Annotated in this window: 17 protein-coding genes; 6 read left to right on the forward strand and 11 right to left on the reverse strand. The window is 69.8% G+C overall.

The genetic code is table 11. From position 1 onward, the window contains the following. The first annotated feature begins 45 nt into the window (after positions 1–45). Genes ACFE7W_RS03270 through ACFE7W_RS03285 form a run of 4 tightly spaced genes read left to right on the forward strand, consistent with a single transcriptional unit; the run spans position 46 to position 6,899 of the window. Positions 46–3,126: a BPTD_3080 family restriction endonuclease gene (locus tag ACFE7W_RS03270; RefSeq protein ID WP_375423329.1), complete on the forward strand. Its 3,081-nt coding sequence runs from the start codon at positions 46–48 to the stop codon at positions 3,124–3,126. Beyond that, positions 3,113–5,818, forward strand: a complete 2,706-nt coding sequence (locus tag ACFE7W_RS03275) for a site-specific DNA-methyltransferase (protein ID WP_375423330.1) — start codon at positions 3,113–3,115, stop codon at positions 5,816–5,818. Before ACFE7W_RS03270 ends, ACFE7W_RS03275 begins: the two co-directional genes overlap by 14 nt. A 13-nt stretch (positions 5,819–5,831) precedes the next feature. Then, positions 5,832–6,182, forward strand: coding sequence for a hypothetical protein (locus ACFE7W_RS03280; RefSeq protein WP_375423331.1), 351 nt, complete (start codon positions 5,832–5,834; stop codon positions 6,180–6,182). 60 nt (positions 6,183–6,242) lie between these two features. Next, positions 6,243–6,899, forward strand: a complete 657-nt coding sequence (locus tag ACFE7W_RS03285) for an EcsC family protein (protein WP_375423332.1) — start codon at positions 6,243–6,245, stop codon at positions 6,897–6,899. Here the strand turns inward: ACFE7W_RS03285 and ACFE7W_RS03290 are convergent. The 7 genes from ACFE7W_RS03290 to ACFE7W_RS03320 form a co-directional block, all read right to left on the reverse strand. Beyond that, a complete protein-coding gene (locus ACFE7W_RS03290; protein ID WP_375423333.1) occupies positions 6,892–7,425 on the reverse strand; it encodes a Uma2 family endonuclease in 534 nt (177 codons plus the stop codon). The two genes, ACFE7W_RS03285 and ACFE7W_RS03290, sit on opposite strands and share 8 nt — an antisense overlap. A gap of 140 nt (positions 7,426–7,565) precedes the next feature. Continuing rightward, positions 7,566–8,450: an NAD(P)-dependent oxidoreductase gene (locus tag ACFE7W_RS03295; protein WP_375423334.1), complete on the reverse strand. Its 885-nt coding sequence runs from the start codon at positions 8,448–8,450 to the stop codon at positions 7,566–7,568. Next, entirely contained in the window at positions 8,447–9,910 is a 1,464-nt protein-coding gene (locus ACFE7W_RS03300) for a four-carbon acid sugar kinase family protein (RefSeq protein WP_375423335.1), read from the reverse strand. Before ACFE7W_RS03300 ends, ACFE7W_RS03295 begins: the two co-directional genes overlap by 4 nt. Beyond that, the gene (locus ACFE7W_RS03305; RefSeq protein WP_375423336.1) at positions 9,910–11,262 is read right to left on the reverse strand and encodes an MFS transporter; all 1,353 of its coding nucleotides are present in this window, start codon (positions 11,260–11,262) and stop codon (positions 9,910–9,912) included. The genes ACFE7W_RS03300 and ACFE7W_RS03305 overlap by 1 nt, the downstream gene beginning before the upstream one ends. Positions 11,263–11,309: 47 nt before the next feature. Further along, positions 11,310–12,083, reverse strand: coding sequence for an SDR family NAD(P)-dependent oxidoreductase (locus ACFE7W_RS03310; protein WP_375423337.1), 774 nt, complete (start codon positions 12,081–12,083; stop codon positions 11,310–11,312). A 49-nt stretch (positions 12,084–12,132) separates the two neighbouring features. Continuing rightward, positions 12,133–13,068 carry a sugar phosphate isomerase/epimerase family protein gene (locus ACFE7W_RS03315; RefSeq protein WP_375423338.1) on the reverse strand — a complete coding sequence of 312 codons (936 nt, stop codon included), beginning with the start codon at positions 13,066–13,068 and terminating at the stop codon, positions 12,133–12,135. A gap of 219 nt (positions 13,069–13,287) precedes the next feature. Then, complete coding sequence (locus ACFE7W_RS03320) at positions 13,288–14,235, reverse strand: 3-hydroxyacyl-CoA dehydrogenase family protein (protein WP_375423339.1); 948 nt, start codon at positions 14,233–14,235, stop codon at positions 13,288–13,290. 81 nt (positions 14,236–14,316) lie between these two features. Here ACFE7W_RS03320 and ACFE7W_RS03325 point away from each other — a divergent pair, with 81 nt between their 5' ends. Further along, positions 14,317–15,480 carry a hypothetical protein gene (locus ACFE7W_RS03325; protein WP_375423340.1) on the forward strand — a complete coding sequence of 388 codons (1,164 nt, stop codon included), beginning with the start codon at positions 14,317–14,319 and terminating at the stop codon, positions 15,478–15,480. 90 nt (positions 15,481–15,570) lie between these two features. Here the strand turns inward: ACFE7W_RS03325 and ACFE7W_RS03330 are convergent, their stop codons facing one another. The 3 genes from ACFE7W_RS03330 to ACFE7W_RS03340 form a co-directional block, all read right to left on the reverse strand. Next, the gene (locus tag ACFE7W_RS03330) at positions 15,571–16,362 is read right to left on the reverse strand and encodes an isoprenyl transferase (protein WP_375423538.1); all 792 of its coding nucleotides are present in this window, start codon (positions 16,360–16,362) and stop codon (positions 15,571–15,573) included. A 117-nt stretch (positions 16,363–16,479) separates the two neighbouring features. Continuing rightward, positions 16,480–19,059, reverse strand: a complete 2,580-nt coding sequence (locus ACFE7W_RS03335) for a DUF4132 domain-containing protein (protein ID WP_375423341.1) — start codon at positions 19,057–19,059, stop codon at positions 16,480–16,482. Further along, on the reverse strand, positions 19,056–19,448 hold the full coding sequence (locus ACFE7W_RS03340) for a hypothetical protein (protein WP_375423342.1): 393 nt from the start codon (positions 19,446–19,448) through the stop codon (positions 19,056–19,058). Before ACFE7W_RS03340 ends, ACFE7W_RS03335 begins: the two co-directional genes overlap by 4 nt. A 169-nt stretch (positions 19,449–19,617) precedes the next feature. Between ACFE7W_RS03340 and ACFE7W_RS03345 the strand changes: the two genes are divergently transcribed. After that, positions 19,618–20,271, forward strand: coding sequence for a hemolysin III family protein (locus ACFE7W_RS03345; protein WP_375423343.1), 654 nt, complete (start codon positions 19,618–19,620; stop codon positions 20,269–20,271). Here ACFE7W_RS03345 and ACFE7W_RS03350 read toward each other — a convergent pair. Then, the gene (locus ACFE7W_RS03350) at positions 20,252–22,297 is read right to left on the reverse strand and encodes a thioredoxin domain-containing protein (protein WP_375423344.1); all 2,046 of its coding nucleotides are present in this window, start codon (positions 22,295–22,297) and stop codon (positions 20,252–20,254) included. The genes ACFE7W_RS03345 and ACFE7W_RS03350 overlap by 20 nt on opposite strands. Positions 22,298–22,362: the final 65 nt, after the last annotated feature.

Consider the following 22,362-nt stretch of genomic DNA (forward strand, 5'->3'; position numbering starts at 1 on the left):
CGTGCGGCGCGCGGACTCGTGCGTCTGCAATGTATACATTGCTTCATGGCCCCCCCGACCGAGACGCTGCTCAGCGCCCCGTCGGTCGGCCCCATCCTCAACGGCCCCTACGACAGTCCTGGGCGTCACTTCGAGATGGGACCGCACGGCCCGACCGGGGTGATCAAGGTGAGCCGTCGTCCCAGCGAGTCCTTCATCCCGATCGCCGCCACACGCAAGGGCAGGAGCATCGCCGACGGCACAGGGCAGGACAGCCTCGACCTCGACCACACCGGGGAGCGTCGCGAGGCGAACGGCCTCATCAACGAGCTCCGCCGCGAAGTCGCCCTATGGCGCCACCGCGACTACGACCACGTCACCCCGACCACCCGCAACCTGCTGCTCTACTGGGCCGACCCCGAGCGGGACAACCGGGTGCTGTTCTGCCAGCGCGAGGCCGCCGAGACCGCGATCTTCCTCACCGAGGTGGCCGGTCGGCACGGGTACGCGGACTGGCGTCGACGGGTTGCTGACGCCAACGCCGAGCACAACCTGGGCCTGCCGCGGATGGCGCTGAAGATGGCCACGGGCGCCGGCAAGACCGTGGTGATGGCCATGTTGATCGCCTGGCAGACCTGCAACAAGGTCACGTTCCCCCGCGACGCACGCTTTGCCAAACGGTTCCTGCTCATCACGCCCGGCATCACCATCCGCGACCGGCTGCAGGTGTTGCGGCCCGGTGAGCCCGGCAACTACTACGACGAGCGCGATCTCGTGCCGGCCGAGCTCAAAGGCGCGCTCAAGCAGGCGCAGCTGGTGATCACGAACTACCACGCGTTCCTGCTCCGTGACGCCAAGGAGATCAAGGGCGTCGCGACGACCACCCGCAAGATCCTGCTCGCGGGCAAGAAGTTGGACCCTTTCCGCGAGACCCCGGACGCCATGGTCTCGCGGGTCCTGCGGGCCTTCAGCTCCAGCTCGGAACGAATTGTGGTCTTCAACGACGAAGCCCACCACTGCTACCAGGACAAGCCGATCGAGACGGTGTCCAAGCTGTCCAAAGAGCAGCAGGACGCGAACGCCGACGCGCGTGTGTGGTTCAAGGGGCTGCAGGCCGTCCACCGCAAGATCGGCGTCAAGACGGTCTTCGACCTGTCAGCGACGCCGTTCTACCTCGGTGGCTCCGGGTACAACGAGGGTTACATCTTTCCGTGGGTGGTCAGCGACTTCTCGCTGATGGACGCGATCGAGTCCGGGATCGTCAAGATCCCACGGACACCCGTCTTTGACGACGCGGCTGGTGACCTCATCACCTACCTCCGGCTCTGGGACCACATCGGCGACCAGCTCCCCAAGAAGCGGGCTCCGACCACGACGGGCCCGGGCGGCTGGGTGCCTCCCAAGGAGCTTGAGGGAGCGCTGCTCAGCCTCTACCGCAGCTACCTCACGTCCTACGCCCACTGGGAGCGGGTCCTCGCCCCTCACGGTGAGCCGCCGCCGGTCTTCATCGTCGTCTGCCCCAACACCGTGGTGTCCAAGCTGGTCTACGACTGGATTGCCGGCGGGCCGAGTGAGTCCGGCGCCCAACGCAGCGGCGAACTGGAGCTGTTCAGCAACGTCGAGGACGGACGTGCGTTGGCCCGACCGCGCTCGATCCTGGTCGACTCGGCGCAGCTCGAGTCGGGCCTGGGCATGAAGGACGACTTCAAGGCGGTCGCGGCGGCCGAGATCGCCACCTTCAAGGCGCATCTGCGACTGCGCAACCCCGGCGTCAACACCGACGAGGTGAGTGATGAGGACCTGCTCCGCGAGGTCCTGAACACGGTGGGCAAGCGGGGCAAGCTCGGCGAAGGCGTGCGCTGCGTGGTGAGTGTCGCCATGCTGACCGAGGGCTGGGACGCCAACACGGTCAGCCACATCCTGGGCATTCGCGCCTTCGGCAGCCAGCTGTTGTGCGAACAGGTCGTGGGACGGGGGTTACGGCGGCGCTCCTACGCCATCGACCCCGAGACCGGCCTCTTCGACGTCGAGTACGCCAACGTCTACGGCATCCCGTTCGCGTTCATTCCCACCGACCGGGAGACCGCGGAGGTGCTGCCTCGGCCACCGGCGCTGGTCGTGGGGTCCGTACCCGGTCGGGAGCACCTGCGGATCAGCTTTCCTCAGCTCGAGGGCTATCACGTCGAGCTGCCGGATGAGCCCCTCATCTTCGACTCGGCCGAGCTGCCCCGGTTCGAGATCGGCCCGAGCACCGTGCCCACCATGACCGAGGTCGAGGGCATTGTCGGCCAGGGCGAGACCGTCAGTACCGCCGATCCCGGGTCGTTCCGGCCGCAGCAGGTGGCGTACGACCTGGCCCGCCGGCTGCTGCTCACGCGGTTCACCGTCCTGGACGAGGTGCCCCGACCCTGGCTGTTCCCGCAGCTGGTGACCATCTGCGCCGGCTGGCTGCGTGACTGCGTCGACGTCGCAGACGGGTTCGTCGTCGGTCACCTGATGACGTCCGCCGAGCGTCGGGCCGAGGCCGTCGAGCAGATCGACCGAGCGATCGCGGTATCGGTCGGCGACCGTCGGGAACGACTACGACCTCTGTTGCGGCGCGCGAATGCCGTCGGGTCAACGGCCGACGTCTCGTTCGTCACGCGAAAGCCCGCGATCGAGACCGAGCGCTCCGAGATCAGCCACGTGGTGCTTGACGGCGCCGGCGGCAACACCTGGGAACAGATCCTGGCGCTGGAGTGCGAGCTGCCCGGCTCGCGGGTGGCGGCGTACGCCAAGAACGACCACCTCGGCTTCGTGATCCCTTACGTCCATCAAGGGCGCAGCCACTCCTACCTGCCCGACTTCTTGCTGCGGCTCGACCGCGCTCCCGGGGAAGAATTCGACCGGACGTTGGTCGTCGAGGTGTCCGGTGGCCTGAAGAGTCCCGGCCCGACCGCGGCGAAGGCAGCGACGGCCCGGGACCAGTGGTGCGCCGCGGTGAACAACCACGGCGGCTTCGGACGCTGGGGCTACGTCGAGATCACCTCGATGGTGGACGTCCGCTCGCGGCTGACGGCGGCGGTGGATGCGCTCTATGCGGACGAGCCGATCATCGGCGACCCGGACGTCCTCGACTTCATGGATCTGCGTCGTGCCGCCTCGTAGCCGCAAGCCGGCCGGCGCCACCCCGGTCGAGGCCATCAAGCACACCGACAAGCGGGTCAACCTGCCCACGGCGGACGCGGTCGAAGACTTCGGCACCGAGGAGCTCGATACCGTCCAACAGGTCCGGTATCCCCGCGACCCGACCCTGGACCCGCAGCTGGTGTGGCGCGGCAAGGACACCGAGTCGGCCGACCTGGTGGCCGACGCCGCGCCCATCTACATCCAGGAGAAGATCGACCCGCGGGTGCTGGTCGAGAACCTGCGGCGGACCTCGAAGGGAGAGGAGCCTGAGCCCGAGGCCACGCTGTTCGAGAGCTTCGACGGCCTGAACGAGCTCGACATCGTCGACTTCTACGCTCACCAGGCCAACTGGTCGAACCGGATGATCCTGGGCGACTCCTTGCAGGTGATGGCGTCCTTGGCCGAACGCGAGTCGCTGCGCGGGCAAGTCCAGATGATCTACATCGACCCGCCGTACGGCATCAAGTTCGGCTCGAACTGGCAGGCCTCGACGAGGAAGCGGGACGTTAAGGACGGCAAGCTGGAGGACGCCGCCCGCGAGGCCGAGCAGATCAAGGCCTTCCGGGACACCTGGGAGCTGGGCATCCACTCGTACCTGTCGTATCTGCGGGACAGACTGCTCGCCGCGCGGGACCTGCTGACCGAGAGCGGCAGCGTGTTCGTCCAGATCGGCGACGAGAACGTCCACCTCGTGCGCAGCCTGATGGACGAGGTATTGGGTAGCGACAATTTCATTGCACAAGTCGCATTCAAGAAAACTAGCGCGGTAGGCAGTTTCTCCGGCGGAACAACTACTCTGGCCAGCACATGTGACTACGTTATCTGGTTCGCAAAGAATCTTGAGTCGACCAAATTTCGCCAACTATATCGGGGCAAATCTCCGGAGAGCACCGGTGCCTCGGCCTATCGCACGATTGAAGAGCCTAATGGCATCCTCCGACCCGCAACGGTTAGCGAACGCGCGGGAGGTCGGACGACCGGTAGGCTCCTGCGAGCAAGCCCGCTCACGTCTGACATGGTCCGGTCAGGTCAGACTACCGTTTTCCCTGTCGACTTTAATGGGATCCTTTTCACACCCGGAAACAAGGGCTGGAAGACCAACAAAGTTGGGATGAAAAATCTCGGGTATGCTCGCCGGCTGATGGCGACTGATTCGTCTCTATCTTATGTTCGCTACCTCGACGACTTCCCAGCGTACCCAGTGACCAACTTGTGGGATGACACTCAATCAGGCAGCGCGATGGACAAGATCTACGTCGTACAAACCAACGTGAAGGTCATCGAGCGGTGCATGCTCATGTGTACCGACCCAGGCGACCTCGTCCTCGACCCAACCTGCGGCTCGGGCACCACGGCGTACGTCGCCGAGCAATGGGGTCGCCGCTGGATCACCATCGACACCTCCCGGGTTGCTCTGGCGCTCGCTCGGCAGCGGGTGATGGGCGCGCGCTTTCCGTACTACCTCAAGGCCGACTCGGTCGAGGGTCGGGCGAAGGAGCAGGAGGTCAGCCAGAAACTGCTGCCGCCGGCGGAGGTGACGAACGACATCCGGCACGGCTTTGTCTACGAGCGGGTGCAGCACATCACCCTCAAGTCGATCGCGAACAACCCCGATATTTACGAGGGGATGAGCCGTGAGGACATCGACAGGGCGATCAAGAAGCACGCCGAGTTCGAGGTGCTTTACGACAAGCCGTACGAGGACAAGAACAAGGTGCGGGTGGCCGGACCGTTCACCGTCGAGAGCCTGAGTCCCCACCGCAGCCCGGCGTTCACCGGTACGACGGACGAGGCCAACCGCGAGAGCATCAGCCAGCAGGCCGCCGCCACCGATGCCGAGGCGCCGTCCTTCGAGCAGTCCATCCTGGACAACCTGGCCAAGGCGGGCATCCAGAACGGGCGTCGAGACGAGCGCATCACCTTCGCGACCACCGAGTCCTACGCCGGCGCGTACCTGCAGGCGATCGGCGTTCAAGACGACGAGTCGGGCTCCCGGATCGGCATCGCCATCGGTCCCCAGTACGGCACCGTCAGCCAAGGCATCATCAAGAACGCCGCCCGCGAGGCGATCCGGGCAGGCAACGTCGACCTGGTCGTGGTCCTCGGCTTCGCCTTCGACGCCCAGGCCACGGACGTCACCGAGTCCGACGGCGTGACCGTCGAGGCGAGCGTCGAAGGGTTCGCCAACGTTGCCGGCGAGCGGCGGGTCGGCCGCATTCCCGTACTCCTCGTCCGGATGAACGTCGACCTGTTGATGGGCGAAGACCTCAAGAAGACCGGCGCGGGGAACCTGTTCACAATCTTCGGCGAACCCGACATCGAGATCCGCACTCTCGACGACGGCCAGCTCGTCGTGGATCTCAAAGGGGTCGACGTCTTCGATCCGACGACCGGGGAGGTTCGCAGCCGGACGACCGACCGGATCGCCCTGTGGATGATCGACACGAACTACAACCAGGAGTCGTTCTTCGTCCGGCACTGCTACTTCACCGGGGGTAACGACCCGTACAAGCGGCTCAAGGTTGCGCTCAAGGCCGATATCGACCCGGACGCTTGGGCCAGCCTGTACCGGACGGAGTCCCGCCCCTTCGAGCGGCCGGAGACAGGCCAGATCGCCGTCAAAGTGATCAACGACTACGGGGATGAAGTGATGAAGGTCTTCGATGTCTGACGAGAGGCACCCAATGGCAACGTTCTCCCCGTACGAGCACGATGAGGCCCGCAAAATTGTCGAGCGCAAGCACGAAGACGCAGTTCGGCCCCGGAACCGGTTGTCGCGGGTGGCCCAAGAGACCGGCCAGAAAGCGGTCGAGGGTGTGCGCAAGATTCCCTATGCCGATCGAGCCATCGATCTGGGTGCCGGTGCCTACGAGCAGGCCGTCGAGGGGCTCGGGAAGGCCTTGAGCACCACTGCGCTCCTCACCTTGAGCAACAAACGCCTGATCAAGAAGTTCGCCCGTCGGGATGCGTCCGTGACGACCATGGAAGACATCCGCGCACTCGATCTCAAGGTGATCGACGCGGTCAGGCCCTGAGGGCTGATCCACCGCTCTGCGGCGGGTGCCGGAGCGGGGGGCATGTTGTCAGGTGCGGCTATGGCCGGCGGTACCATCGTCGCCGCGGGAGGAAGCATCTTCGGCGCCGGCGCCGGTGCAGCGCCGGGATTTGGCGTTGCCGCAGGCGCTTTCGCCGCCGACACTGCAACCGTCCTGGTGACCTCGACCCGTCTCACGGCCGAGATCGGCATGTACTACGGCTACGACCCGACCGATGAGTACGAGCAGTTGTTCCACGGCGCAGTGCTCAGCTACGGCACCGCGGCAGGAACGACGGCAAAGAATGCTGCCTACGCCGACCTGTTCCGACTGACTCAGATGCTTGCGCGGAAAGCCGCGACCGATCAGCTCAACAAGTCAGCGCTGTCGAAGATCCTCCAACCGCTGTTCAAGGCCTTGGCCCTGCGGCTGACGAAGGCCAAGCTCGGCCAGATCGTGCCCGTCGCGGGCGTTGTGGTGGGGGCGGGGATGAACTACGCGATGATCGAGCACGTCGGTCAGACCGCGCACTGGGCGTACCGCGAGCGCTTCCTCCGCGACAAGGGCTATCCGTTTGATTATGAGCCGCGCCGCAACTCAGCCCCGGCGGAGGATGACGCCGAGGCCGAGGACGATCCCGTCATCTCGATCTTCCAGATCGCTGACGAGACCGACGTCGATCTCACCGGTCCAGCATCTGGCGCACCGCTCAACTGAGCAGCTCGTCCACATTGATCAGCAGCCGCCCGGCCCCGAAGCCCACGGCGACCGGCTCATCCGCAGTGACTGACTGCTCAAGCCGGTACGTCGTGCCGACCCGCTCGAATATGTCTACGACACGGCGATCGAGGTCGACCGTCCAGTAGTGATCCACGCCCTGGGCCGCGTACTTGGTGGCCTTCACCACCAGATCGGCCGAACGGTTGGTCGACAGCACCTCGACGCACAGAACCGGCGTGCCGGTCAGGCGAATGGAGTCAGTTGTCTCCGCGTAGACCATGACGTCCGGTATGAACTCGTCCTGACCGCCGCGCCATGACCAGCCAGCAGCGGCCTCGAATCCGTCGACGACCGCCGCATCCAGCCCGCTCGCCAACCGGCTGCAGACCCGCTGGTGGAGGCGGGTTGGGCTAGGCGACATCACCAGCGCCCCATCGATGTACTCACCGCGCATGTCCTCGGGCAGGTCCGCGTACGCAGTCCACGACATCGGCGTTCGCTCGAGCACACGTACAGCACCCATGGCCTGACCCTCCTTGTGCTTGTCAGCGTAGTATCCCCGTCTCCCTGGTTGAGGACCTCATCATGGGCACGACCACTGACAGATGCCGGCCGAGGGACCCACTTCCTCGACGAGGCACGGGAAGGCCGCAGGCGGAACCCTCAGTCCACGGCCGCCGGCGCCAGCAGGGTGATCACGCTGGAGTCGTCGGCAGCGGCCAGGCCCCGGGCCTGGCCGATCAGGTAGAGCTGTTCGGCGGCGGCGGCGACGGGCGTGGCCAGCCCGGCGCGACGGGCGGCCGTGTTCACGATGCCCATGTCCTTGACGAAGATGTCGAGCCGGCTCCGCACCTCGGCCCCGCCCTCGTCGCCGGCCTGCAGCATCCGCGGGCCACGGTCACCCAGCATGAACGACGCGGCGGCCCCGGCCTGCAGGGTCTCCAGCGCGAGCGCCTGGTCGAGACCGAGCGAACCGGCCAGCGCCAGCGCCTCGGCCGCCGCGGCGATGTGCACCCCGCAGAGCAGCTGGTTGACCGTCTTCATCGCCTGGCCGTCCCCGGGACGCGGACCCACCCGGATCAGGGTGGACGCCATCGCCTGCAGCAGCGGCTCGGCCGCGCCGTAGGCCTCGTCGTCCGCTCCGACAGTGATCAGAAGGTCCCCGTGGCCAGCCCGGACCGGCCCGCCCGACACCGGCGCGTCGACCAGCTTGAGCCCGGCGGCGACCAGCCGTTCAGCCGTCGCGCGGACCGCCTCGATGCCGACGGTGGAGGTCAGCAGCACCACCCCGTCGCCGGCCAGGACCCCGGCCACCCCGTCCTCACCCCAGAGGGCGTCGTCCAGCTGGGCGGCGTTGCGGACGGCGAGCAGCACCACCTCGGCGTCCTGCGCCGCCTCCCGGGCGCTGGTGCAGACCGCGCTGAGACCGGTGGCCGCCTCCCGTCGTGCCGGCGTCGGGTCGTAGCCGCGGACGGTGTGGTCGGCGGTCAGGACGTGGGCCATGGGCAGCCCCATGGCGCCCAGGCCGAGGACGGCGACGGTGCTCACGGACGGTTCTCCTTCGGGCTCACGGTGGTGTGGTCAGCGGCGAGCAGGTCGACGACGTCGGCGAGGCTCTCAGGTCCGCCGACGTTGCCGGCGAAGACGACGTACGGGATCCCCCGGGCCGGGCCGCCGGCCGGCTCCCAGAGCGAGACGATGCCGGGCAGCATCGGTCCGCGGACCATGGCCCGGGTGATGCCGAGGCCGCGCGCGGCGACGTCGGAGGAGGTGATGCCGCCTTTGGCCACCACGAAGCGGGGCGCCCGGACGGCCAGCACCTGCTGCACGACCTCGATCAGCGCGGTCGAGACCCGACGGGCGATGGCGAGCGACTCGTCCCTGCTGACGCCGTCCACGCGGAGGCGGCTGGTGTTGACCACCACGTCCTCCTCGGCCAGCGCCTCGGCTGCCCGGGCAGCCACGTCGCTCACGTAGCCGTCCACGCCGTCCCCGAGCACCGCGGCGACGTCGAGCTCGATCCGGACCGGGTCGCGACGCGTGACGAGGGCCTCGAGCTGGCTGGTGGTCAGGGCCACGTGGGAGCCCACCACGACCAGACCCCCGCGCGCGTCCTCGGCCAGGCCGCCCCGACGGATGGCGGCCAGGTCGTCGGCGCGGAGCGGCGGGTGCGGCGCCTGACCGACCAGGGCCCGCGGGAACGGCGGCCCGGCCCGGACGAGGAACACCGAGCCGGCGTCCTCGGCGTCCAGCACCGCCTGAGCCAGCAGCCGGAGGTCGTTCTCGGTCACGATGTCGACGACGACCGGCCGGCCCTCATGCAGGCTGCGCAGGACCTGGACGACCTCGGTGCGAGCCGTCCGCAGGGTGGTGAGGTCGATGGCGGCGACGTCCTCGGCCGGGATCTGTCCCTCGGACTTCTCCGCCACCCAGTCGCGCAGGTCCGACGAGGCGTAGCCGAAGGTGGCGTCGCGGGCGAACTCGCTCTCCCCCACCGGCACGAAGCCGCCCGGCGCGCCGGTGTAGTGCACGCCGTCGACGGTGACCCGGCCGGCGTCCCCGAAGGCCGGCACCAGCAGCACGCCGTCCACCGCGCGGCCGGTCACCGCCTCGATCTCGCGCGCGAGGACGTCGGTCTCCAGCGGGAAGTGGCCGCGCAGGGTCGAGTCCGAACGCGAGACGAAGCACAGCTCGGTGCCCCGCTCGGCAGCCGCCGCCAGGGCGTTCCGGGCCACCTCGACGTTGCGCTGCTCGGCCTCGGCCGGGTCGAGGCTGCGGGTGTTGGTCATCACGTAGACGGCCGGCCGACCCTGGTCCAACGCCCAGCCGAGCGACTCGGGCGACCAGTCCATCAGGACCGGCAGGTCCGCGACCGACTGCGTCCCCGTCGGGTCGTCGTCGAGCACCAGCAGCACCCGTCCCGACGCGGCCACCCGCTGGGCCAGTGCCGCGACATCGACCTCCGGCCCGTCCGGGCGGCCGCCGAGGAGCTGCTCCAGGCTGGGCATCAGTGCGGCACGACGACGCGGACGCCCTCGATCTGGCCGGCCTCCACGTCGTTGGCGCGGCGGAAGAACGCGGTGAGGGCGAACAGGACCGCGCCGACCACCGCCCCCACGGCCAGGGAGTAGAGGCCGGCGTTCGGGCCGACGTGCTCGACGAAGTAGTCGCGCATGTTCGGGGCCAGGAAGCCGCCCAGGTTGCCGAGGGAGTTGATCAGGCCGATGCCCGCCGCCGCGGCGTAACCCGTCATGTACTCCGTCGGCAGGGTCCAGAAGATCGGCTGCATCGCCACGAAGCCGATCGCGGCGAGCGACAGGCCGGCGATGGCCAGCACGGGCGTTCCGCTGAGGGCACCGGACGCGGCGATCCCGAGCGCGGTGACGAGCAGCAGGCCGCTGCCGATCAGCCGGTGCCTGCGGGTCCGGTCGGCCAGGCCGGGGAAGAACGCCACCGAGGCGAGGCCGAAGACCCACGGGATGGCGGTGACCAGGGAGGCCGCGAAGCCGAGCTTCTGACCGGTGATCGCCGTGACCTGGGTGGGCAGGAAGAAGGTGACGCCGTAGACGGCGATCTGGATGCAGAAGTAGATGGCGGCGAAGTACCAGACCCGCCAGCTGGCCAGCGCAGCCCAGACGTGCGCGGGACCGGAACCCTCGGACTTGGCCTGGTCCTCGCCCTCGATGGTCTCCACCAGCGCGGTCCGCTCGTCGGGCTCGAGCCAGGTCGCCGCCGCCGGCCGGTCGGTCAGGTAGAAGTAGGACCAGACGCCGACAGCGATGGCGATGATCCCCTCGACCGCGAACATCCACTGGTAGCCGCGGAAACCGGCGATGCCGTCCAGCTCGAGCAGCCCGCCCGAGAGCGGGTTACCGAGGATGCCGGCGATCGCGATCCCCATGTAGAAGTAGCCGCGGGCCCGGCTCAGGTGCCGCGCCGGCACCCAGTAGGTGAGGAACATGATCACGCCCGGGAAGAAGCCCGCCTCGGTGACCCCGAGCAGGAAGCGCAGCACGTAGAAGCTCGTGGGCCCCTGGACGAAGACGAAGCACGCGGCCACGATGCCCCAGGTCACCATGATCCGGGCCAGCCACCACCGGGCGCCGACGCGGTGCAGCAGCACGTTGCTGGGTACTTCGAACACCGCATAGCCGACGAAGAACAGGCCCGCTCCGAAGGCGTACGCGGCCGCGCTGATCCCGAAGTCGGCCTGGAACTCCTTCTGGGCGAAGGAGACGTTGCTGCGGTCGAGGAAGGCGATGACGTACATCAGCAGCAGGAACGGAACGAGCCGCCGGAACACCTTCTTCGTGGCCTGCTCCGTCAGCTCGAACCGTCGGCCGGTCACCTGTGTGGACATCGTCGTCTCCTCGGGTGGTGGGTGGTGGGTGGTGGGGTTGGCCCCGGTCAGTGCATGTGCTTGCCGCCGTCGACCTGGATGGTCGCGCCGTTGACGTAGCCCCCGCCCTCGGACAGCAGGAAGGCGATGGTCGCGGCGATCTCGCTGGGCTGACCGACCCGGCCCAGCGGAATTCCCGCGGACATCGACTCCTTGCGCTCGTCGGTGAGCTTGCCGCCCATGATCTCGGTGTCGACCGGCCCCGGGGCGAGGACGTTGACCGTGATGCCGTACGGGCCGAGCTCGCGGGCGCCGCCGTGACACATCCCGATCACCGCGGCCTTGGCGGTGGCGTAGACGCCCTTGGAGAAGGTCCCGCCGCCGTCGAAGGCGGTGATGGAAGCGGTGTTGACGATCCGGCCGACCCCAGCCGGGATCATCCGCTCCGCCGCGGCCCGCAGCATCAGGAAGGAACCGGTGACGTTGACCGCCATCACCCGCTCGAACTGGGGCACGTCGCACTCGTGCAGCGGCACCGGGCAGGCGATGCCGGCCAGGTTGACCAGGCCCGCCACCGGCGGCAGCTCGGCGTCGATCCGGGCGAACGCGGCGGCCACGGACTCCTCGTCGGTGATGTCGGTGGCCACGCTCAGCAGGCCCGAGTGGCCGGCCTCCCGCAGCTCGGCCTCCACCGTCGCCAGCCCGTCGGCGTTGACGTCGACCAGGGCCACGTGCCAGCCCTGCTCGAGCAGCGTCCGGGCGGTGGCGCGCCCGATGCCGGCCGGCCCGCCCGCTCCGGTGACCACGGCGGTGCGCTCGGACGGGAAGGTCGGGATCGTCATTGTTCCTCCGGAGAGTGGGTTCAGATGTGCTGGGTCGGCGGGCTGGGACTCAGTCGAGCAGAGTGGCGAGGATGCTGCGGACGTACTCGCGGTTGCGGGCGATCACGCCGAGGCCGTCGCTGCCGTAGTGCTCGCAGAGGAAGGCCCCGTTGAAGCCAAGGTCCAGCGCCCGGGTGATGGCGGCGCGGTAGTCGATCAGGCCCATGTCCATCGGCACCGGGAAGGTGGTGACGACACCGCTGGCCGGGTCCTCATCGCGCAGGTAGTTCTTGACGTGCCAGTAGTTCGCGTACGGCAGGACCTTCTCGAACATCTGGGGCACCGGCTCCAGGGGGCGGTGCAGCCGGATGAAGTTCCCGAGGTCCGGGTTCAGCCCGCAGGCGGGGTGGTCGACCTCCTTCAGGAAGGCCACGGCCGAGTCGCAGGTGCCGATGTAGGTGTCCTCATACATCTCGAGGGTGATCTGCTGCCCGTTCGACTGAGCGTGCTCGGCCAGCTCACGGATCCGGCTCGCGGCGACGGCCCGCACCTCCGGCGACTCGTCGTCGTGCCAGCCGTCCTCCAGCCAGAACCACAGCGCCTTGGTCTGCGCCGGGGTGAAGGCCTGGAAGAAGCCGTAGCTGACCATCGGGACACCGAGCTCGGCGGCGACGTCGAGCAGCCGGTGGCTGTAGTCGAGGTACTCGGCCCCGCGCTCGGGGTCCATCACGCTGCGCCGCGAGGTGGAGATGGCCGGGATCGTGAGGTTCGCCGCGGCGAGCACCTCGCGGAACTCCGACAGCCGCTCGGGGGCGAGGTCGCCCACCCGGACCCAGGTGTCGGTGGGGTCGATCTCGGTGAAGCCCAGCCGCGAGACCAGCCGCAGCTGCTTGGCCCACTCCTCCGCCGGCGCGTCCTGGATCGGTCCGCCCCGGGAGTCGGTGCCGCCGAAGGCGAGCATGGCGGCCGCGACCGGCCAGGTGTCGGCGGTGTACGGGACGGTCATGAGCGGAGCCTCTCGGGAGTGAGGAGTGATTTCGAGCGACGCGCCCCTCTGTTGGAGCTCCGGACGACGTCGCCCGAAATCAGGAGGAACGAGCGAGATCGGGCGAAGCTCAGGACCCCGGAGCGCGGAGCGCGACGGTGCAACACGGCCATGAAACGGGTCTCCTTGTCGGTCGAGCGGGAGTCGAGCGGGAGTCGAGCGGGAGGCGAGCGGGAGTGGTCAGAGGGGGGCGGGGCCGAGCTCGCGGAGCAACTGGCCGAGCCGGGCGTACGCACGGTTGCGGTAGGCGACGAGGGGGGCTGAGTCACCGGCCGGGATGACGAAGCCGCCGTCCTGTTTGACCCCGTAGTGGCCCTCAGCCACCAGCTCGGTGAGCACGGCGGGCGGGTCGAGCCGTTCGCCGTAGTGCTCGGCCAGGGTGCGGAAGCCCGCGGCGTAGATGTCGAGGCCGGCCATGTCGGCGATCGCGAACGGGCCGAAGAACGGCAGCCGGTACCCGAAGGTGGTGCGGACGACGATGTCGACGTCCTCGGCGCTGGCCACGCCTTCCTCGACCAGGCTGGCGGCCTCCTTGAGCAGCACGTACTGCAGCCGGTTCAGCACGAACCCGGCCCGGTCCGAGACGCGGGCGCTCAGCTTGCCCGTCCGCGCCACCAGGTCTTCGGCAGCGACCACCGCTGCCTCATCGGTCCCCGCGTGGGCGATCAGCTCGACGCCCGGGATGAACGGTGCCGGGTTGGAGAAGTGGACGCCGAGGAAGCGTCCGGCGTGCTGCAGGTTCGCGGCGAGGCCGCCGATCGGCAGCGTCGAGGTGTTGCTGCCGATCACCGCGTGCGGACGGGCGGCCGCCTCGATCGCCGCCAGCACCGGGCCCTTGACCTCAGGGACCTCGAGCACGGCCTCCTCGATGTAGTCCGCGTCGGCCACGGCCGCCTCGAGACTGTCCGCCGCGTGCAGGTTGGCCGCCACCAGATCGGCCGAGCCCGGGTCGAAGAGACCCTGCTCCTCGAACTCGACAGCCTCGCGACGCAGCCGCTCGAGGTGGTGACGGGTCGTCGTCGCGTCCGCGTCGGCAATCGTGACCTGAAAACCGGCCATGGCGAGCACCTGGGCGATGCCGCCGCCCATGTAGCCCGCGCCGACGACGGCGACCTGGGCGATGGTCATGCGGCTCCTCAAGCTCTGGGCGACCCCGGCGTCGGCCTCGGCGCCACGGTACCGCGACGCCGGCGCGGCGATACTGGCTGGGTGGACGCAGCCGGCGGAGGACCCGAGCTGCTCGAGGCCGGCCCGCAGCCGCCCTCCCCCGCCGCCCGACGGCGACGCCTGCTGCTCGTCGTCGCGGCGGTCCTGCTGCTCACCGTCCTCGGGGTCGGGACGCTGCTCCAGCGCGAGCGGGTCGCGGCTGAGCTGCCCGTCCCCAGCCCCGCAGCGCGGTCCTCCCGCCCGTTGCCGACGCCGCTGCCCGTGTCCTCCACCCGGCGGCCTCAGCCCGACGACCCCGTGGTGCTGCGGCGAAGCGGTCCGGGCGTGCCCGGCGCCGGGTCCGGCGAGCTGTTCCTCCGCAGCGTCGACACCGTCTACCGGATCGACCTGGCCAGCGGCCGGGTGACCTCGACGCGGGCGGGCCTCGGCACCTCCGGCCCGGTCAGCTTCCTGGCCCTGCCGGCGGCGGTCGTGCTGCGGCCGCTGGACCTGCTACCCGGGTTGCGGGTGCCCGACGACCGGCCCGCGCTCGAGCTGCAGGGCCGGCTGCGGCGCGCCTCGTCGGTGCTGCCGGCGACGCAGGGCCGGCTGTGGATCACCGCCCGCGCCGACCGCGACCGCTCGACGGCGGTCCTGGTCACCGCCGACGGCACGCCTGTGAGGTCCCTCGGCGAGAACGGCTCCTTCGTGGCGGACGGATCCGGCGGCCTGCTGCTGGTGGACACCGGCGGCGTGTGGGAGCGACGTCAGGCTCGGTGGCACCGGATCACCACGGGCAGCGTCCTCGCTGTGGGACCGCACCACTACCTGCTGTCGACGTGCGGCATCGGCCACGACTGCACCACCGTCCGCTACGACCGCAGGACCCACCGGAGCACGCACGTCCCGGCTGAGCGGTTGCAGCTGTTCGGTGGGGGCGGTCTGCTCTCCCCCGACGGCCGCTACGCCGCGTCCATGACCTACAGCGAGGACGGTTCCAGCATCGCCGAGCTGGTCGATCTCACCTCCGGCCACGTCGTCACCGAGCTGGAGGAGCCGAACGCGTCCGCCGACATCACCAGCCTCGCGGTCTGGTCCGCCGACGGGCGCCGGCTGGTGGTGCTGAACGCGGGCCGGCTCGTCGTCGTCGACCCAGCCACGGGACAGCGGACCGAGCCCGACCTGGGTCTGTCCGACCTGCTCGGGCTGACCCTGCGGACCCCCTGAGCAGGGCCTCCACGACCTCCCAGACCAGATCGGGTAGACCTGAGCCGCGACTACCCGGCTCAGGTCTACCCAACGATGTTCCGCGGCCGGTCAGCGACCGAATCGACGCTCCCGCTGGCCGTACGAGCGGAGCGCCCGGATGAAGTCGACCTTGCGGAAGTCGGGCCACAGGGCCTCGCAGAAGTAGAACTCGCTGTGCGCGGACTGCCACATCAAGAAGCCCGACAGCCGCTGCTCGCCCGAGGTGCGGATGATCAGGTCGGGGTCGGGCTGGCCCTTGGTGTAGAGGTGCTCGGCGATGTGGTCCATGTCGAGGGTGTGGGAGAGCTCCTCGATGGAGGTGCCGGCGGCCGCGTGCTCGGCCAGCAGCGAGCGGACCGCGTCCCGCAGCTCGTAGCGACCTCCGTAGGAGATCGCGATGTTGACGACCATTCCCGGCAGCTCGGCGGTGTCGGCCTCGGCTCGGCGGAGCAGCTCGGCGGAGGCGTCCGGCAGCAGGTCCAGAGCCCCGAAGGGGTGCACCTGCCAGCGTCGGCTCTGGGCCAGGTCGGTGACCATCTCCTCGATCACCTCCAGCAGCGGCCCCACCTCCTCGTCGCTGCTGCGGGAGAAGTTGTCGGTCGACAGCACCCACAGGGTGACCACCGGGATGCCGATCTCCTCGCACCACTCGACGAACTCCTTGAGCTTGTCCGACCCCGCCTGGTAACCGGCCACCAGCGGCTGGCCCGGGGCGTTGTCCCGGGCCCAGCGACGGTTGCCGTCGGCCAGCACGGCGACGTGGTGCGGCAGCCGGCTGCGGTCCAGCTCGGCGATCAGCCGGTGCTCGTAGGTGGCGTAGAGCAGTCCCGACGGGTGCAGCCGGTCGACGAACTCTCTCATCCGGTCCAGTCGCGCCACGTCTGGCAGCGTAACCGTCCTGTCTGTCGCGCCTGTGGCACCGACAGCGCGAGCGGGAGAAGTCTCATGGTCACACCCGAAACGGCAAAGTGCCCACACTCATCGCTGGCGCAGCTGCGCCACAATGGTGGGGTCGGAGATGGCGCGGTCGTCAGCGAGCAGGAAGGCCTTCGACAGGATGAGTGACAGCCGGCCGTCCTCCTCGAACGGCAGGTAGACCGCCGGCCGGGCGGCCGGCTGAGCCGGGACGATGCACAGGTAGGTGTCGTTGGGCGACATCAAGATGTTGCCGGAGCCCAGATGGATCTTGTAGCTGCGCAGCTGTCCCTGCACGACAAGGAACCGTCCGTCCACATAGGCGCGGTCGGCGATCTTGGTCCGCGGGAGGATCCGCCGGAGCGCGTCGCGGCGGACGGCCGCCGAGGTGCTGAGCGCGCCGAACGAGAAGTCCTGCCAGTAGTCGTGGTGGCGGGGACCCTGGTGGTCGAGCCACTGCGGATCGGCGCCGATGCTGGCGACGCCGACGAAGAGGTCGACATCGCGCATCGCCTCGCTGAAGATAAGCACGTCGACGTCGGCGAGCGGCACCGTCGCGTACTCACCGTCCGGGTCGAGAGCCTCGAAGCGGACCTGGTCGGTGCAGCAGTACTCGGCCTCGTACGAGCCCCGGTCGACCACACTCATGAAGTAGCACGCACGCACGGAGCCGAACGAACGCACCGCCTCGCCCTCGTCCCCCATGTCCCAGTCCCCCAGGCCCGGGGCGCGCCACTCCCGCGCACGCATCAGCGCGGCAGCCTGCCGGTAACGCAGGATGTGGGCCGAGAACCGGTTCGAGTAGGTCCTGGTCTGCTCCTCCGCCGGGGTGAGCAGGTAGATCTCGCGGAAGGCCTGCTTGAAGGGCTGCCTGACCTCTAGCTCGGTCAGCCGGTCCCGCCAACGACTGACCTCCTCCCACGGCGTCCCGAGCGGGTGCCACAGCGTGACCGGATCGGTCGCGTCGAGTGTGACCAGCCGCCCGTCGACGGCGCGCAACCGCCACGTCCCGTCCGGTCCGCGCTCCGGCAGACCGCACGCCGCCCCCGACCTCCAGATCAGCGACCGAGCTAGCAGACCAACCACGGGATGGTCGAGGTAGTGGTCTCGCCAGGCCGCCTGGGTCCAGGTGCGCCTTGCGGCCAGGTACCGGTTGAGACGGTCCCGCTGGGGCGGCAGGGTCGTCCGAACGTCCTTGACGAGGCGGCGCAGGCTGGCCAGCTCATCGACGTGGTCGCGGCGGACGGCCGCTGGTACGGCCTGGAGGCGGCGGCCTGACGCCGAGACCCAGGAGAGCTCGACCTCGCACCGCCCGCCGTCCGCGGTCGCCCGCAGGGTTGCGGTGGCGTCCCCGACCCGACGGACCAGGCAGCCCTCGGCGTCGAGACCGTAAGTCGGTATCACCTGTTCGGTCAGCTCGTCCGGGCTCATGCCAGCCGTGGCGGCCACCGCCGCGACTGCCTTGTCGATAGTGATCGACAGCGCCCGGTTGCTGGCGCGCAGGCGGATGGCGGACAGTGCACCGACGACGGCGGCTCGCCCACCGGGGCTGTCGCACCGCTCCTGCAGCACAGCGACGACGGCATTGACGACCGTGACTGAACGGGTGCTCAGCCCCCGCGTGCCGGCGGACCGGGCCAGGTGAGCGGCGAGGTCGCGCAACTCTGAGGTGACCTGGTCGCTCGGGTCGGCAAGGGCTACCGTCCAGGCCGCGGCGCGGACCAGCGCCTGAGACTCCGGCGCGATCCAGTGCTCGACCCAGACGCCGTCGGCGACGACGGGGTCCGTTTGTGTACGGGCGGACTGCACCAGCGCTCGCGCCACCGTCAGATAGCCGTGATGCTCCGACAGGGCGGTACTGATTCGCCTACGCCACCGCGCCGGAGGCCGAGGCGCCGACCCGAACTCCTGGAACAGCACGACCAGGTCGGCGACCGCGGCTTCGTCGGCCACGGCCAGCATCGCCGCCCGCGCCCGGGCACCGAAGGTGTCGCGGTCGTCGAGCACCTGCGGTGGCAGCGTGGCCCGACCCGACTCGCCTAGCACGGCGTGCAGCCGGGCTGCGTAGGCCTCGATCGCAGGGTCGGACCACCACCAGTACGGGGTGCTCATGTTGTGGCTCTCGGCGACGATGCGGAGCATCCAGCTCTCCAGCCAACGGAGGTCGTGAGCCAGCGGGGCCGACTCCGCTCCGACCCGCTCGACGGCGCCCGTCAGCAGCGCGAGGGTCGGCGCAAGCCCATCCGGACCGAGCTCGTGGTGTCGGACCCGCACCATCCGCGCCAGCCAGGCCAACTGCTCCGCGGTCCACGCCAGCCGTCGACGACCGAGCGTGCGCAGCAGCCAGCGACCCGCGTTCTCCTCGTTGAAGCGGAAGACTCGGTTCCTGGGCCGTGCGAGGGCCACGTCAAACAAGTACGCCAGCACCGCGCGGCGCTGCTCGTCCGACAGCGAGGCGACCGCTTCGGCGCAGATCGGGCGGAAGGGGCTTCTCGACGGGAGTCCGTAGCCGTACATCTGGATCGCGAAGACCGGTCTAAGTCGGGGTTCGAGGATGGCGAAGTGCGCGGCGAGCTCGGGCGGGGTGGGCAGCAGCGGGACGTCATCGGCCTCGGCCTCCGTCCGAGCCGCGGAGACCCTCACCCTCCGACCAGCGGAACGAGCCTGATGAAGCCGACCTCCGGGTCTGTGCGCAGGTCGATCAGGTGGTCGAGCTCCTCCACCTGCACCCCGTCGACCAGCATGAAGAATCCGTTGGCCATGAAAGCCTGCTCGGCGATGTCGGCCTGGCGCTCCCAGTCGAGCGCGCGGCTGCGGGTCAGCCGGTACCCGTTGGCGACGGCCTCGGTCTCCGTCGGCTGGACCAGCCCGGAGAAGGTCGTCCGCTCGCTGAGGTTGAAGCGAGCAACCTCCTCACGCACCCTCGACCGGATCAGGTCCCGGACGGTGACGAGGTCCGTCAGCCCGAAGAGCACCCACGCCGCCTCGACCCGCCCACTCGCCCTCTGATCGCTGATCCGCACCGCTGCCAACTGACTCCCTCCTCGCGCGTGGCCCCCGCAATTGTCTGTGTTGGCCGACGGCCGTGTGCTGACCATCCCGAAGTTGCCGCTCAGATACCGAACCTACGCAACCGTAGGTTGCATGAGTAGAATCGTGGCTGTGCCTCGACTGTCAACTGAGACTCGCTCACGAGAGCCCATGACCCAGGTCGCAGCCAAGGTCAAGCCGAGGCTGCGCGGCTGGCTGCACGCCTGCACGGCCCCGCTGGCCCTCGCAGCCGGCGTCGTCCTGGTCGTCCTGGCGCCCACGGCCGAGGGCAAGGTGGGCGGCTCGGTCTTCCTGGCCGCCTCGGTGCTGCTTTTCGGCAGCAGCGGTCTGTACCACCGGCGTACCTGGGGCGACCGCGGCGAAGCGGTGATGCGCCGGCTCGACCACGCCAACATCTACGTCTTCATCGCCGCCAGCTACACCCCGATGGCGCTGATGATGCTCACCGGGCGTTCCCGGGTGGCGCTGCTGACGATGATCTGGCTGGCCGCGCTCGGCGGCTGCGCGTTCCGGCTGTTCTGGCTGTCGGCTCCGCGCTGGCTCTACACCGCCCTCTACCTGGTGATGGGCTGGGCCGCGGTGGGCTGGATGGGCGCCTTCTACGCCGCCGGCGGGCCGGCCGTCCTCGTGCTCATCCTGGCGGGCGGGGCCTGCTACAGCGCGGGCGCCGTGGTCTACGCGCGCAAGCGCCCGAACCCCTCACCGGCCTGGTTCGGGTTCCACGAGATCTTCCACGCGGGCACGGTCCTGGGCTTCGTCTGCCACTACGTCGCCATCTCGCTGGTCACCTACCGGGCGGCCTGAGCCCGCAGGAGGTGCCGAGCTGCTCGCCCAGAGCAGCGCTGGAGGTCACCGGCAGCCGGCAGACGAAGTGCTGGCAGACGTACGCGGTGGCCAGGCCGCCCAGCGCGGCCCGGTCGGCGAGCAGGGCGAAGCCCGCCCGGTCACCCTCCCCCGCCACCACCACCGAGCCGGCGGCGGCGGCCCGGTAGGCCGTCCGCACCAGCGCGTCCCGTTCAGGACCGGGCACGCCGACCACCGCCACCTGCACGGGAAGGGCGGCGGGCCGGAGCCTGCTGACCGCGTCCGCGAGCAACCAGCCGGCGAAGCGGGGTGCCCGGGCCACCAGGCCGCCGGCGCTGGCCGCCGCCCGCTCGGCCCGCTCGGCGTAGGCGTCCTCACCGGTCAGCTGGGCGAAGAGCTGCAGCGCGTGCACCGCGCCGCTGAGGCCGGACGGGGTGGCGTTGTCGGTCGGGTCCTGGGGTCGCGCGTAGAGCTGCTCGGCGTCGGAGGCGGTGTCGAAGAACCCGGTGCCGCCGTCGTCGAACACCTCCAGCACCACGTCGAGAAGCAGCCGGGCCCGCTCGATCCAGGTCGGGTCGGCCAGCGCCGACGCCAGCCGGGTGGCGGCCATGGCCAGCGCGGCGTAGTCCTCGAGGATCCCCGGCGCCTGACCGACCTCGCCGGCCCGCGAGGTGCGCCGCAACCGGTCCTCCACCCAGTGCAGCCGCCAGAGCAGGTCGGCCGCCTCCCGGGCCGCGTCCAGCCAGTCGGGCCGGTCGAAGACCATCGCGGCGGTGACCAGGGCGTCCACCGTCCAGCCGTTCCACGCCGCGACGACCTTGTCGTCGCGGCCGGGACGAGGTCGGTCCCCCCGCGCCGCGGCCAGTCGGGTCCGGATGTCCGCCAGCCGGACGGGGTCCGGGTCGGCCTCGAGCTGCAGGGTCGACCGACCGTGCTCGAAGGTGCCCGCCTCGGTGACTCCGAACGCCGCGGCCGCCCAGTCCCCGTCCGCCGCCCCGAGCGCCTGCCGCAGCTCCCCCTGCGTCCAGACGTAGAACGCACCCTCCTCGGCGTGAGCGTCGGCGGCGGAAGCGCTGGGCGGCAGGGAGTCGGCGTCCAGGCTCGCGGCGAAGCCGCCCTCCGGGGTCCGCATCTCGCCGAGCAGCCAGGTCACGGTCTCGGTGACCACGCGGCCCGCCAGCTCCGAACCGCCGACCCGCCACCAGTGGGTGTACGCGCCGAGCAGCAGCGCGTTGTCGTAGAGCATCTTCTCGAAGTGGGGCACGACCCAGCCGGCGTCGACACTGTAGCGGGCGAAGCCGCCGGCGAGCTGGTCGTAGATGCCGCCGCGCGCCATGGCCGTCAGGGTCTGGCCGGCCATGGCCACGGCGTCCTCGGTCCCGTCCCGCAGCAGCGCCTCCAGCACCATCGACGGCGGGAACTTGGGTGCCCCACCGAAGCCGGCGTGCTCGGGGTCGAAATCGGCCCGCAGCAGCTCCACGGCACGGTCGAGGCCGGCCTCGGTCAGCTCGCCCGGCATCGCTGTGACCGCCTGTCCGGCCAGGTGCTGCACGATCTGACCGGCGCTCTCCTGCACCTCTGAGCGTCGCTCGCGCCAGGCGCTGCCCAGCTCCTCGAGCAGCTGACCGAACGAGGGCAGGCCGTGCCGGGGCTGGGGCGGGAAGTAGGTGCCGGCGTAGAACGGACGGCGGTCGGGGGTGAGGAAGACCGTCATCGGCCAGCCGCCCTGACCGGTCATCGCCTGCGTCGCCCGCATGTAGACCGCGTCGACGTCCGGCCGCTCCTCGCGGTCCACCTTGACGGCCACGAAATCGCGGTTGAGCAGGTCCGCCAGCTCGGGGTCCTCGAAGGACTCGTGGGCCATCACGTGGCACCAGTGGCAGGCGGCGTAGCCGACCGACAGCAGCACCGGCACATCCCGCTCGGCGGCACGCGCGAAGGCCTCGGGCCCCCACTCGTACCAGTCCACCGGGTTGTCCTGGTGCTGCAGCAGGTACGGGCTGCGGGACCACCTCAGTCGGTTCATGGGCCGATTCTTCCCCGACTGCGGAGCGAGGCCGAATCACTACCCGGCGGGGCTCCCGACCCGCG

Source organism: uncultured Friedmanniella sp. (assembly GCF_964244285.1).
Lineage (GTDB): Bacteria > Actinomycetota > Actinomycetes > Propionibacteriales > Propionibacteriaceae > Microlunatus.